Here is a 13,368-nt window from a genome sequence, read left to right as displayed (position 1 = left end):
TATAAGATGTTTCCTTAAAAAAGTCTTTTTAATCTGTTTTATTCGCTAAATCTTAAACAAATTAGAAAATCTAAATAAAAAATATTGTTCACTTAGTAGACAAATGAACCGCGGATATGTATAATGAAAGCATAGATCACTTAGTATACAAGTTAACAAATAAACAAGTTAATATTTTTAAAATAACTCAAATGAGGTGACGAGCATGACAGCGTTAAATATTGAAGAGTTAAAAGAAAAAGCAATAGAAATGAGAAAAACAGTTGTAACGATGGTGCACAAAGCACAATCTGGGCATCCGGGAGGATCACTTTCAGCAGCAGATTTAATGACAGCGTTGTACTTTAAAGAAATGAATATTGATCCAAATAATCCTGACTGGGAAGATCGTGACAGATTTGTTCTTTCAAAAGGGCATGTTTGTCCAATACTATACTCTGCTTTAGCTTTACGTGGATATGTACCATATGAAAAGGTTTACGCGTTGAGAGAGTATGGTTCTCCTTTCCAAGGCCATCCAGATATGAAAAAGTGTCCGGGGGTTGATATTTCAACAGGTTCACTTGGGCAAGGGCTTTCTACTGCAGTTGGAATGGCATTAGCAGGAAAAAGAGATAAGGAAAATTATCGTGTATTCTCTTTATTAGGTGATGGAGAGTGTCAGGAAGGCCAAATTTGGGAAGCTGTTCAGTCTGCGGTGAAATATCAATTGGATAATTTAGTTGTATTTGTAGATTTTAACAATCTTCAAATTGATGGTACTTGCGATGAAATTATGCCGCTTCAAGATATTGAGAAGAAGTTTGAAACATTTGGGTTTGAAACAAAACGTATTGACGGTCACTCCATGGAAAAAGTTGTAGAAATGTTAGATGAAATAAGAGATGTTAAAAATGGAAAACCAAAATGTGTTGTACTTGATACTGTCAAAGGTAGAGGAGTTTCTTATATGGAGAATGTCGTTGATTGGCATGGAGCAGCTCCAAATGATGAACAACTTGAAAAGGCGATCGTAGATATTGAAGGAGGGTTAAAATAAAATGAATATTTTAGAAAAGGATTTATCAACAAAAAAGACGACGAGAGAAGCTTTTGGAGATGAAGTCGTTAAACTTGGTAAAGAGGATAGAAATATTTATGTTGTAGATGCTGATATTGCGAAATCTTGTAAAACAATGAAATTTGCAAAGGAATTACCTGAGCAACATGTAAATGTAGGAATTGCTGAGCAAAATGCTGCTGGACTCGCGGCAGGTCTTTCGACAACAGGGAAAGTACCGTTTGTAAGCACTTACGCTGTATTCGGTTCTTTAAGAATGTCAGAGCAAATTAGACAAGAGGTGTGTTATCCGAAGCTTAATGTTAAAGTTGCTTGTTCACATGGTGGGTTAACTCCAGCTAGTGATGGTGGAAGTCACCAAGCTGTAGAAGACATGGGGATTTATAGAAGTATGCCGAATATGACTGTTATTATGGGTTCTGACTATTATTCTACTAGAAAATTAGTAGAGCAAGCTGCAGAAATCTATGGACCTGTGTATCTACGTTTTACAAGAGGTGCAATTCCAGTTATTTATGATGAAAATGAAGAATTTGAAATTGGTAAAGCTAAAAAATTACATGAAGGAAAAGATATTGCAATTATTGCTAATGGAGATGCTGTCCACTTAGCAATTGAAGCTACAAAAGAGTTAGAAAAACTAGGGATTTCTGTGAAACTATTAGATATGCATACAATAAAACCAATTGATCGAGAAGCAGTTGTTGAATGTTTAGAATTAGGCCAAATCATTACTGTGGAAGATCATAATATTCTTAATGGTCTAGGAAGTGCGGTAAGTGAAGTTGCTGCAGAAGAAGGTAAGGGTAAGGTTAAAAGAATTGGTATACAAGATCAGTTCGGAGAGTCTGCTCCATATGAAAAACTTTTAGAGCTTAATGGGATTACTATTGAAAATATTGTTAATACAGCAAATGACTTGGTAGGGGTGAAGGTATAATGTTTAAATTAGATAATAAAGTCGCTATAATTACAGGAAGTGGTTCGAAAACAGGTATCGGACGTAAAATTGCAGAAACTCTTGCAAAGCAGGGTGCAGCAGTTGTTGTTGCTGATTTAAATGCAGAAGGTGTAGATGATACTGTAAATGCAATTACAAAAGAAGGCGGGAAAGCTTTAGGTGTAACTCTGAATGTTACTGACCAAAGTTCCGTTGATGCAATGATTGAGAAAACCCTTTCAACCTATGGAAGAATTGATATTTTAGTAAACAATGCAGGTATTTCACAAAAAGTAACTACTCAGGATATGACACTTGAAGATATGACGAAAATCTTTAATGTTAATATGTTTGGCTTATTCTTATGTAGTCAATCAGTACTAAAAACCATGAAAGAACAAAAGTTTGGTAGAATCATAAGCCTTTCTTCCGTTTCAGCAAAAAGAGGTGGGGGAGTTTTTGGAGGAGCACATTATTCTGCATCTAAGGCTGCAGTATTAGGTTTCTCTAAAAACTTAGCAAGAGAAGTAGCACTGGATGGAATCACAGTTAATTGTGTGGCACCAGGACTGGTGAATACTGAAATTTGGAAATCACTTCCTGAAGAAGATGCAAAAAAGGTTATTGACAGTATTCCTATGGGTAGACCTGGTGAGCCTGAGGAAATTGCAAAAACAATAGCATTTTTAGCTTCAGAAGAAGCATCGTATATCACAGGAGAAGAAATTGATATAAACGGTGGTTCACACATGGATTAATGAGCACTTATTGATGACAAAGGCATTCCTAGATTGGATTGCCTTTGTTATTATCTTAGCTCATTTATAACCTTTTACACATTAGTACTTTAAAATTTAATAAATGATGGCTTTTTTCAAAGCGCAATAGATATAAAGAATAAAGTTGTGTCAGAGTAGCTTAAGTATATACATAACGATCTTCCAAAGGAGGTTATTGACGTGGGCACATTGGTTTGTCAAAATTGCAATTCAACAATTGATCATTTTGAAGATGAAAAGGTAACTGTTCTTTATGCTAAATGTAGATGCTGTAGGACTAGAAAGCGGCTTAATAAATAAGGGTTTAAAGAATAGACTTTTATAAACAGGGTTTAGAAAGGTCAAATTTTGTTGCGTAAAAAAGAAATGGGGGAGAACGAGTGAAAGTAGCTATAGCATCCGACCACGGAGGAATCGCTCTTCGTGAAGAAATTTTATCATTATTGCTAGAATTGAATATAGATTTTGTAGATTTAGGGTGTGAATGTAGAACATCAGTTGACTATCCTGATTATGCGATTCCGGTAGCAGAAAAAGTTGCAAACCAAGAAGTAGATCGAGGGATTTTGATTTGCGGTACTGGGATTGGAATGAGTATTGCCGCAAATAAGGTGAAGGGGATTCGCTGTGCACTTGTACATGATATATTTAGTGCAAAAGCAACAAGGGAGCATAATGATTCAAATATATTAACAATGGGAGAACGTGTAATTGGTCCTGGATTAGCCCGAGAGATTGCAAAAGTATGGCTAACTACCTCATTTGAAGGTGGGAGACATGAAGATAGAATAAATAAAGTTACCACATATGAAACGAATATGGTATAAGTCATCTTATTATTCCTTCACTAAATTTTGTTGGATTTTAGTGAAGGAATTCTTTTATTGTATATTTCTATAAAGTGGTCAAATATTCAGGAGAAGCAAGTGGTTCATTATTCAGCTCTATAAGAAAGGTTCATCGAGGCATCCGAGTTAAATCACTTATCAAATGTGAACTTATTCTTTTGACAATCATCTTTAAAAATGTTTGTTATTCGACTCTACTACTCTTACTATAATGTTTTTAGTGATATAAGTAATAATGTAACTTATTGTGAATAGTCTTTTATTTATTTAACGATGGAAAGCATAAACATAATTTACTCTTTAGAGCTGGATCATTCACCTTTACAGTTGCTCTTTGAGCTAGAAAAGCTTATAATTAAATGTGTTTTACAAAGTTTCATTTCATGAGAATACTTATTGAGAGAGTGGTTAATATTAACTTTAATCGTGTATCTAATAAAAAATTATACATACAAATTTATAATCAAATATTTTCAGAGATCCAGTCAGGCTCTTTTAATATTGGTGACAAATTGCCTGCAGAAAGAGAACTTTGTGAGCAGTTTGGAGTTAGTCGTGCCCCAGTAAGACAAGCATTGAGTGCACTTGAATTGAATGGTGTTATTTATTCTCGTCAAGGGGAAGGTGTTTTTGTTAAAAACACTCAGGTAACGACAGAAAATTCACAAGTAGGATTTCTAATGGATTCAATCTCACCTGAAGATATTGTGGAAGCAAGAATGAATATTGAGCCAGTAATTGTGAAATATGCAGCATTAAGAGCTACTGATGAAGACATTGAAGATCTTCGTTTGACCATTAAAAAGATGGAGGAAGAAACGAAGAGGGGGGTCTATGTTCCAGAAACAGATGAAGAGTTACACAATGGTATTGCAAAAGCTTCTCATAATGAGTTATATATTCAGTTTATGTCAGCAATTAGTAATGCAATGAAGCAACAAGAAATGTGGCAGTTAATTCGTGATCGAACAGTGACTAGACCTGACTATAGAGATATTAATTTTATAGAGCATAAATCACTTATTGAGGCAATAGAAAATCATGATGAAAAAGATGCTGTCGAAAAAATGACATTCCATATGCAAAACTTGTATGAAAGATATTGGAAAGCTTAATAATTCACTTTCATCCCAGAAATAAAATGTTCAAATTTTTTGGTTAGGTATGAAATAATATATTACAGAGGCAACCAGCAATGTTTGGTTGCTTTTTTAATTACATTAAAATGTACATTCCGTATTTTTCCTTCCTATTTTTGCAATTTAGATTTCATCCTCAAATATCGCTACTCTTAGTAGAATTATTCCAATAACGATTGGAGTGTCTATTATAAGTTAAATATGATTTAAATCGATCATGTGAAAAGTTTAAAACAAGATATTAGTAAAATATACCTTGTTTTTGCATTTACTTCAGTAAAGGGAATTCTATTAATCCAAATTAGGGTAACTGAATTTGCTTAGAAATCACGCACGATTGTTAAACACCTCTTTCTATCGAATAAAATTATAGGTGACGGTTTTAGATTTTAACTAAAAAAAGTATAGTTTTAACGATGGGACTCCAGTATAACTGGAGTTTTTTCTATGATTTGTATATTAACGTCACTAACACTCATCATTACATGTTATTCTGTATATAAGTAATAACGACTTCACGGAGGAAAGACAAAAATGGCTCAAAAATTCTCATTAAAAACAAAAATATTAACCTTAATTATCTCGCTTTTAATATTTGTGACTGTTTTGGTTACAGGTATTTATGGTTACATAGAATGGAATCAGACGAAGAACGCCATGGGTGAGCGTGCTTTAAGTGTTGCAACTACGATCTCGTTGATGCCTGAAGTCATTGATGCGTTTGAATTAGACGAGCCATCTGAAGTAATTCAGCCGATAGCAGAAAAAATCAGGGATAAGGTTGGTGCAGAATTTATAGTTGTTGGTAACAAGAATAGTATTCGTTATTCACATACTCAAGAGTTTAAAATTGGTCGAAAAATGGTCGGAGGCGATAATGAACAGGCACTTATACATGGTGAGTATTATAAATCTGAAGCCGTAGGGTCATTAGGTCCATCACTTCGAGGTAAGGCACCTATTTTTAACGATCAAGGTGAGGTTATAGGTCTTGTTTCTGTTGGGTTTATGCTGGAAGATATCCGTGGAACGATTTATGATCGGCTGACAGTTTTATATATAACTGGATTAGGTGTTTTAGGTTTAGGGATTATAGGAGGAGTATTTTTAACTCGAAGTATTCGTAATGATATTTTAGGGTTAGAACCTCATGAAATTGTGTCTTTATATCGTGAGCGTAAAGCCGTATTGCGCTCAGTAAAAGAGGGCATTATCGCAATTGATTCGGATGGTATCATCACGATTTTAAATAATTCAGCTAGAAAAATGCTAGGTTTGACTGAAGATGTGAAGTTTAAACATATTAATGATGTTCTACCAAATACCAAAATGTTTAAAGTACTTCATGAAGGAAAAGCAGATACAGATGATGAGATGATACTAAGGGATCGGGTAGTAATCGTTAACCGCACGCCGATTTATGAAAATAAAGAAGTGGTTGGGGTGGTCGCTAGTTTTAGAGATAAAACTGAAATCCAACAGATGTTAGATGCTCTATCTGAAGTGAAAAGTTATTCCGAGGACTTACGTGCTCAAACACATGAATATACAAATAAACTATACGTTATATCCGGGTTGCTACAGCTTGGAAATTATCAGGAAGCGATTGATTTAATTCAAGAGGAGTATGAACAACATCAACACCAAACGAAAACACTATTCAAATATATTGAGGATCAAACGGCCCAAGCTATTCTTTTAGGAAAAATAGGCAAGGCATCAGAGAAAAAAGTAGAACTAGTCATTGATGAGAATAGTTCATTATCTCAGTTACCTAAACACATTAATACATCTAAAATGATTACAATCTTAGGCAACCTATTAGATAATGCCATTGAAGCAGTAAATGATGGTGATAGTAAGAAGGTTAATTTCTTTGCAACAGATATAGGGAATGATATTATTTTTGAAGTAAGCGATGAAGGTTATGGCATCCCATCTGATCTGCAGAGTCAAATTTTTAAGAAAAGTTTTTCAACTAAGGGAACTGATGACCGTGGATATGGATTATCTATTGTGGAAGAAGTTGTAGACGAACTACGTGGAAATATTGAAATACAAAGTGAAGAAGGAGAAGGTACGGTTTTCACTGTTTACTTACCAAAGCAAGTGGAAGAAGGTGACGATGTATAATGTTGAAAGTGGCGATTACGGAAGACGATTATCGTGTGGCGTCTATTCATGAAGGTTTTCTTAGACATATTGAAGACTGTGAAGTGGTCTTTAAATCACTGGCAGCTGACGATACATTGGACAAACTCCAGGGTATGGATGTTGATTTGATTTTACTCGACATTTATATGCCTGATCGATTGGGAACAGAAATTATTGAGGAAATTAAAGAAATTAAACCAGACATTGGGATTATTATGATTAGTGCGGGAACTGATAAAGAAATTGTCCAAGAAGCCTTAAAAAAGGGTATATTCGATTATATTATTAAACCTGTCACTCTGAAACGTTTTGTTGAAACGGTTAAAAAGTTCAAACAGTTTTATGAAGAGATAGACAAAAAGGACGAGGTTGACCAAGAATTACTAGATACGTATTTCGGGAGAAGTAGTACAGTCTCAAGTGAACTTGATCAAAATACTCCTAAAGGAATTGATCCCTTAACATTGAAAAAGGTAAAAGAGATTCTAAAGCAAGCTAAAGGTGTTACAGCCGAAGAAATGGGGCGGCAAATGGGGGCATCTCGAACAACAGCTAGAAGGTATCTAGAATATTTAATCTCAGAGGGTGAGTGCCAAGCGGAATTAGAATACGGAATTGTTGGCAGACCCGAACGGAAATATTATCAGAGCTAGGACCATTTATATGGTTCTATTTTTTTTGTTTTAAAAAAATAGGCCACTAAACATACTTACTGTTGATCAGACAGGATTGGCTGAATTTTCGTTGTACCCCCACCTTAATGAATCCGCTATTCTGGGCAATGGATAGACCGTGACACCTTATTAGTTGATCACTACATATCCATCTCGTGAACAAAATGAACAAAAAACATTTAAGGTTCTTAATGCGAGTTATTTTGTAAACGGTTACATTCAAAAGATTAACAATTATCATAGTAACTAACACTCTAACACTTTTTAAATGAGGGGTGGGAGTGGGAATACCTCGACTTAGTATTGCTCCTTTTCGTTAAGTCGGGTTTTCCTTATCAAAATTAAAATTATTAGGGGGTTTATCATGAAGAAATTATTAGCATTATTAATATTTGTATTAATGTTCTTAGCCGCATGTGGTGGTGAGAACACGTCATCAAATAATGACAATGCAAACGACGAAGATACTGAAGAAAACTCTGGTGAAGACAATGATGAATGGGCACTTTCAGAGTCTATCGAAATTGTTGCTCCAGCAGGTGCTGGTGGAGGTTGGGATACAACGGCTCGTATGTCAGCACAAGTTTTAACTGAAGAAAGTTTGATTGATCAAGATATAGGTGTTGTTAACAAAGAAGGTGCCGGCGGTGCTATCGGTTGGGCTTACATGGCTGAACAAGAAGGTAGTAACCACAACTTATTCGTATCATCTTCACCAATTTTATTAGTACCATTAAATGGTCAGTCTGAGTACGGACATGAAGATTTTACTCCAATTGCAAACGTGATTGCTGACTACGGTGCTTTTGCAGTTGCTAAAGATGCAAAATGGGATAATTTGAATGAACTATTTGAGGATATGAAAGAAGATCCGCAAAGTGTAACAATTGTTGGTACATCTGCTCCTGGCAGTATGGACCACATTCAGTTCGTACGCTTCGCTAAAGCAGCAGGTGTAGATATTACAAAAATTAAATATGTTTCTGCCCCAGATGCTGGCGGTGTGACTCAAGTATTAAACGGAAGTGCTGATGTATTCTCAACAGGTGTAGCTGAAGTTGCTGAGCAAGTTCGCGCGGATAAACTAAAAGTTCTTGCCGTAACATCTGAAGAACGTTTAGATGGTGAAGTGCTTTCAACATTCCCAACGGCTAAAGAGCAGGGAATCGATGAAACATTCGTAAACTGGAGAGGCTTCTTTGGTCCAAAAGATATGGACCCGGCAGCTGTTGAATATTACGAAAATAAATTTAAAGAGTTAAGTGATTCAGAAGCGTTCGCTGAAGTACGTGCTAACTATGGTTGGAACGAAATGTACATGGGCAATGAAGAATATAAACAATTCTTAGATGAAGAAAAAGAGAATCTAAAAAGTATTCTTGAAGAATTAGGTTTATTAGAATAATTTCTTTAATGGAAGTCAACGGGCTGATATCGTTGACTTCTGAATAATTTTAGCGAAGTTATTAAATGAAAATAATTCCGAGCGGGTTTTGACTAGTAAGGAGTGAATTCCAGTGTTACAAGGAGTTAATCGTAAAATTGGCTTAATCTTAGCACTATTATCAATAGGTTATTTATATATGAGTTATCAATTACCAACCTATCCTTATATTCCAGTAGATGCTGATGCCGTTCCAAAGACATTGGGATGGGTTTTATTAGTATTATCGGTTGCTCTATTTTTTTCTAAAGATAGTGATTCAGAAGAGCAAAAGGCAAAGCGTCGAATTCCTAAAAAAGATGTTAAAGCCTTATTGGGTGTAGGTGCATTGCTCTTAATCTACATTATGTTATTTGAAACACTTGGTTTTATTATTATGACCGTTTTGTTCGTTTATTTTTGTTCTTGGTTTTTAGGTTATAAAAACCATATTGTGAATGCAATTGTATCAATTGTGTTTCCTATAGCTCTATATAGTATCTTTGTTTTTATGCTTCAAATTAAACTACCACAAGGAATACTACCGTTTTAAGAGAGGAGGGGAAGCATGGGAGCTATTGAAGGAATTTTAACAGGTTTTGAAGTGGCCTTTAGTTGGGAAGGTATTCTATTCGTATTATTAGGTGTATTTGTAGGTACATTTATCGGAATGCTACCTGGACTTGGCCCTATTAGTGCGATTGCGATTATGATTCCGATTACGTACGGAATGGATCCGACTTTAGCACTTGTTATGATGGCAGGTGTTTATTATGGGGCTGTATTTGGTGGTTCAACATCCTCTATATTGTTAAATGCGCCAGGCATTTCAGGTACTGTTGCATCATCATTTGATGGATACCCGATGGCGCAGCAGGGTAAAGCAGGGAAAGCATTAGCGATTGCGGCCATCTCCTCATTTGCCGGTGGAACCATTAGTGTTGTATTACTGATGATTTTTGCACCGATGTTGGCGAGTGTGGCGATATCGTTTGGACCACCTGCGTATTTTGCTTTAATGTTACTAGGTCTTACTGCCATTGCTAGTTTATCAGAAGGTTCAACGATTAAAGCACTTATTTCAGCAGTGGTTGGTTTCATGATTGCAACAATTGGAATTGACCCTCAAACAGGAACGGGTCGATTTACATTTGGTAGCATGAATTTATTAGATGGTATTGATTTTCTAGTCATTGCTCTAGGTTTATTTGCCATTGCAGAAGTTTGTTATTTAGTTATGAATCGTCATAAAACTGCAGCTGGTTCTGGAAAAGAAATTGGCAGCTTAAAATTATCTAAAGATGATGCGAAGGAAATGAGTGGTCCAGTGGGCCGTCAATCTTTACTTGGATTTATCTTAGGTATTTTACCAGGTGCCGGTGCAACTATTGCATCGTTTATTAGTTATATTGCTGAGAAGCGAATTGCTAAGAAGCCAGAGGAGTTTGGAAAAGGATCGGTTAAAGGGCTAGCTGCTCCAGAAGCGTCTAACAATGCTGCGACTAGTGGTGCGTTTGTACCGTTATTAAGTCTTGGTATTCCAGGTTCAGGTACGACAGCCGTTATGTTAGGAGCATTCTTAGTATTAGGATTACAACCAGGACCAATGTTAATGGGAGATCGCCCTGAAGTTTTCTGGGGTATTATTGCTAGTATGTATATCGGTAACATTTTTCTATTGGTCTTAAATTTACCGTTAATTCCTTATATCGCGAGAATTTTAACCATTCCTAGACCATTATTAATTTCGTTAGTCTTAATGTTTAGTTTAATTGGGGTATATGCAATTAGTTTCAGTGTTTTTGACTTGTATCTATTATTAGCATTCGGTGTCATCGGTTTCTTGATGCGAATGTTTGCATTCCCAGCTCCACCTTTCATCTTAGCGTTTATCCTAGGTGGTATGATGGAAAAATCATTTAGACAATCTATGACGATTTCCAATGGAAGTATTTCTATTTTGTTTGAAAACAATATTTCACTTGTATTAATTATTTTATCTGTGCTTTCATTTGCCTTCCCGATTGCCAACAGTATCTGGTCTAAGAAAAAAGCTGGTTAAAGGTAATTGTATATGAGAAAGTTATGGCCATAATTCGTAATTAGGTCAATTATTAGAGCAGCATTTGACGCAACAGCCCAGGGAGATATGAAAGAGAGGATGGTAGAAAGTGGAAAATTACAAAGGTCTTCCTGATAGGGGTGTTGTTGTCTGTGCATATTTTGAGAGTGTTGTAGAAACGTTCCCTTCTTCAAAAGTAACCACTCTTTATGCTATTTGCAGCCCAAATGGCATAGAACAAGAGAACGAAAGGAATGAGAATATTGAAGGCGCTTAATGAGATGGATACGCTTTATTCTAGAAAGGTATACAATAACTTATCTGTATCCGAGTTAGTCGAAAAGGCCATTATGCGAAAGGAAGCAATACTAACAGAGCAAGGAGCACTTCATGCCTATACAGGAGAATTTACAGGTAGGTCACCAAAGGATAAATATATTGTTGACGATTCCGTTACAAAAGGACGGGTGAAGTGGGGAAAAATCAACCAACCGATTTCTGATCAAACATTTGATTCACTCTACAAAAGAGCGTTAGCTTATATGTCTGAACGAGAGCTATTTATGTTTGAAGGAGCAGCCGGTGCTGACACAAACCACCGAATACCCATTCGGGTGATCAATGAATTTGCCTGGCATAATCTATTCGTTAAGCAACTATTTATTCAACATGAAGAACGTGATTCAGGAAAAAAGGGTTCTGATTTTACAATTATTTGTCTACCTGGATTAAAAGCAGATCCAATGAAGGATGAGCTTCATTCAGAAACATTTATATCTATTTCATTTGAAAGAAGAATCGTGCTCATTGGCGGTACTGCCTACGCAGGTGAAATGAAAAAATCTGTATTCAGTGTGCTTAATTTTTTGTTGCCATTTGAAGGCATATTGTCAATGCATTGTTCTGCTAATATGGGTGACAGTCCTGATGATGTGGCGTTGTTTTTTGGCTTATCAGGAACAGGAAAAACAACACTGTCAGCAGATCCAAATCGTAAGCTTATCGGTGATGATGAGCATGGCTGGTCAGATAATGGTGTCTTTAACTTTGAAGGCGGCTGTTATGCGAAATGTATCGGGCTATCTCAGGAAGAAGAACCACAAATATGGAGGGCAATTAAATATGGTTCTGTTTTAGAGAACGTAGTGATTGATCCTGAAACTAGATTGTTAGATTTTGATGCTAACACATATACGGAAAACACCCGTGCTGCTTATTCGATTGAAAACATCCCTGGAGCGATTAGCCCGAGCATTGGTGGTCATCCAAAAGTAATTATTTTTCTTACAGCGGATGCATTCGGTGTACTTCCTCCGATATCAAAGCTAACAAAAGAACAGGCTATGTATCATTTCTTGAGCGGGTATACATCGAAACTTGCTGGTACGGAGAGGGGCATTACCGAACCGGAAGCTACCTTTTCCACTTGTTTTGGTGAGCCGTTCCTACCGCTTGACCCTAATGTATATGCGGAGTTACTTGGTAAAAAAATTGATGACCATGATGTACGTGTTTATCTTGTCAATACTGGATGGTCCGGCGGTGCATATGGAGTCGGTGAAAGAATAAAATTAGCATACACTCGTACCATGGTTCGGGCAGCAATTAATGGTGATTTGGAGGAAGTGAACTACAATCAAGATTCTCATTTTGGTTTATTTATTCCAGAAACGGTAGCAGGGGTTCCGACAGAAATATTAAACCCACGTCATACATGGGAAAACAAAAAAACTTATGACAAAAAAGCACAAGAGTTAGCGGAAAGATTTATTTCAAATTTCGAACGCTTTTCTAATGTAGAGCCAGAAATAAAGCAAGCAGGACCGCAAATTTGATCAATAGGTAGAACACGTTGAAATATGTATCAATGTGATAATAAGTTTTTTAAAAATTAAAGTTGAGTAACCGATTTAACGTTTAAGTGGAGATATAAAATTAAGAAGATCTACAAGATGAACATAAATTAATAAAATGGCTTCAAAATGAGAATAAAAATGTAATAAAAAGAGATACCTTTTAGAGAATCAAAAATTAATAGAAAAGAGGCAAAAAGCCCAAATGAAGCAGGGGACCGTCCCCTGCTTCATTTGGGCTTTTTGGCAGGAGAAGAACCGTCTCGATCTTCTCCTAATATTGGGGAGTATATCCAATTATTTATTTGTGATAAATCTAGTTGTTTTAACATGTTTAAGGTTATCTGTTCCTTTATTCATCGAAAACGTAGTAGTTTCCCCACTAAAAAATTATTTGTCAGACAAAAAAATAACAAAAAATTCTGAATATTTATTG

At 35.9% G+C, this 13,368-nt stretch carries 13 protein-coding genes; all 13 read left to right on the top strand.

Annotated features, from left to right (window positions below):
* Nucleotides 1-196 precede the first annotated feature (196 nt).
* On the top strand, nt 197-1,039 hold the full coding sequence (locus GHD00_RS16015; RefSeq protein ID WP_346427665.1) for a transketolase: 843 nt from the start codon (nt 197-199) through the stop codon (nt 1,037-1,039).
* Between the two features lies 1 nt (nt 1,040).
* Nucleotides 1,041-2,000 carry a transketolase family protein gene (locus GHD00_RS16010; RefSeq protein WP_163539166.1) on the top strand — a complete coding sequence of 320 codons (960 nt, stop codon included), beginning with the start codon at nt 1,041-1,043 and terminating at the stop codon, nt 1,998-2,000.
* A complete protein-coding gene (locus GHD00_RS16005) occupies nt 2,000-2,758 on the top strand; it encodes an SDR family NAD(P)-dependent oxidoreductase (RefSeq protein ID WP_163539165.1) in 759 nt (252 codons plus the stop codon). The genes GHD00_RS16010 and GHD00_RS16005 overlap by 1 nt, the downstream gene beginning before the upstream one ends.
* Nucleotides 2,759-2,959: 201 nt before the next feature.
* Nucleotides 2,960-3,079: a GapA-binding peptide SR1P gene (locus tag GHD00_RS16000; protein ID WP_163539164.1), complete on the top strand. Its 120-nt coding sequence runs from the start codon at nt 2,960-2,962 to the stop codon at nt 3,077-3,079.
* A gap of 80 nt (nt 3,080-3,159) precedes the next feature.
* Nucleotides 3,160-3,606: a ribose 5-phosphate isomerase B gene (rpiB, locus tag GHD00_RS15995; RefSeq protein ID WP_163539163.1), complete on the top strand. Its 447-nt coding sequence runs from the start codon at nt 3,160-3,162 to the stop codon at nt 3,604-3,606.
* Nucleotides 3,607-4,010: 404 nt separating this feature from the next.
* Nucleotides 4,011-4,742 (top strand): FadR/GntR family transcriptional regulator, encoded by a 732-nt coding sequence (locus tag GHD00_RS15990; protein WP_163539162.1) that lies wholly within the window; start codon nt 4,011-4,013, stop codon nt 4,740-4,742.
* A 558-nt stretch (nt 4,743-5,300) separates the two neighbouring features.
* Nucleotides 5,301-6,899 carry an ATP-binding protein gene (locus tag GHD00_RS15985; RefSeq protein WP_163539161.1) on the top strand — a complete coding sequence of 533 codons (1,599 nt, stop codon included), beginning with the start codon at nt 5,301-5,303 and terminating at the stop codon, nt 6,897-6,899.
* Nucleotides 6,899-7,573 (top strand): response regulator, encoded by a 675-nt coding sequence (locus GHD00_RS15980; protein WP_163539160.1) that lies wholly within the window; start codon nt 6,899-6,901, stop codon nt 7,571-7,573. Before GHD00_RS15985 ends, GHD00_RS15980 begins: the two co-directional genes overlap by 1 nt.
* A 385-nt stretch (nt 7,574-7,958) precedes the next feature.
* Nucleotides 7,959-8,999 carry a tripartite tricarboxylate transporter substrate binding protein gene (locus tag GHD00_RS15975; protein WP_163539159.1) on the top strand — a complete coding sequence of 347 codons (1,041 nt, stop codon included), beginning with the start codon at nt 7,959-7,961 and terminating at the stop codon, nt 8,997-8,999.
* Between the two features lie 112 nt (nt 9,000-9,111).
* A complete protein-coding gene (locus tag GHD00_RS15970) occupies nt 9,112-9,570 on the top strand; it encodes a tripartite tricarboxylate transporter TctB family protein (protein WP_163539158.1) in 459 nt (152 codons plus the stop codon).
* A 15-nt stretch (nt 9,571-9,585) separates the two neighbouring features.
* Entirely contained in the window at nt 9,586-11,079 is a 1,494-nt protein-coding gene (locus GHD00_RS15965; RefSeq protein WP_163539157.1) for a tripartite tricarboxylate transporter permease, read from the top strand.
* Between the two features lie 109 nt (nt 11,080-11,188).
* Entirely contained in the window at nt 11,189-11,356 is a 168-nt protein-coding gene (locus GHD00_RS15960) for a GapA-binding peptide SR1P (protein WP_163539156.1), read from the top strand.
* On the top strand, nt 11,334-12,914 hold the full coding sequence (gene pckA / locus GHD00_RS15955) for a phosphoenolpyruvate carboxykinase (ATP) (protein WP_163539155.1): 1,581 nt from the start codon (nt 11,334-11,336) through the stop codon (nt 12,912-12,914). Before GHD00_RS15960 ends, pckA begins: the two co-directional genes overlap by 23 nt.
* The last annotated feature ends 454 nt before the right edge of the window (nt 12,915-13,368 follow it).

The sequence above is a fragment of the Gracilibacillus sp. YIM 98692 genome (genome assembly GCF_010993965.1).
GTDB lineage: Bacteria > Bacillota > Bacilli > Bacillales > Amphibacillaceae > Gracilibacillus.
The sequence above is the reverse complement of the archived record's forward strand: the minus strand, read 5'-3'. Positions and strand labels throughout refer to the sequence as shown.

What these genes read in the sequence shown, in the direction of transcription:
- GHD00_RS15980 (WP_163539160.1), top strand. Translation starts at nt 6,899, where the DNA reads ATGTTGAAAGTGGCGATTACGGAAGACGATTATCGTGTGGCGTCTATT.
- GHD00_RS16005 (WP_163539165.1), top strand. Translation starts at nt 2,000, where the DNA reads ATGTTTAAATTAGATAATAAAGTCGCTATAATTACAGGAAGTGGTTCG.
- GHD00_RS16010 (WP_163539166.1), top strand. Translation starts at nt 1,041, where the DNA reads ATGAATATTTTAGAAAAGGATTTATCAACAAAAAAGACGACGAGAGAA.
- GHD00_RS15985 (WP_163539161.1), top strand. Translation starts at nt 5,301, where the DNA reads ATGGCTCAAAAATTCTCATTAAAAACAAAAATATTAACCTTAATTATC.
- GHD00_RS15990 (WP_163539162.1), top strand. Translation starts at nt 4,011, where the DNA reads ATGAGAATACTTATTGAGAGAGTGGTTAATATTAACTTTAATCGTGTA.
- GHD00_RS15965 (WP_163539157.1), top strand. Translation starts at nt 9,586, where the DNA reads ATGGGAGCTATTGAAGGAATTTTAACAGGTTTTGAAGTGGCCTTTAGT.
- pckA (WP_163539155.1), top strand. Translation starts at nt 11,334, where the DNA reads ATGAGAATATTGAAGGCGCTTAATGAGATGGATACGCTTTATTCTAGA.
- GHD00_RS15975 (WP_163539159.1), top strand. Translation starts at nt 7,959, where the DNA reads ATGAAGAAATTATTAGCATTATTAATATTTGTATTAATGTTCTTAGCC.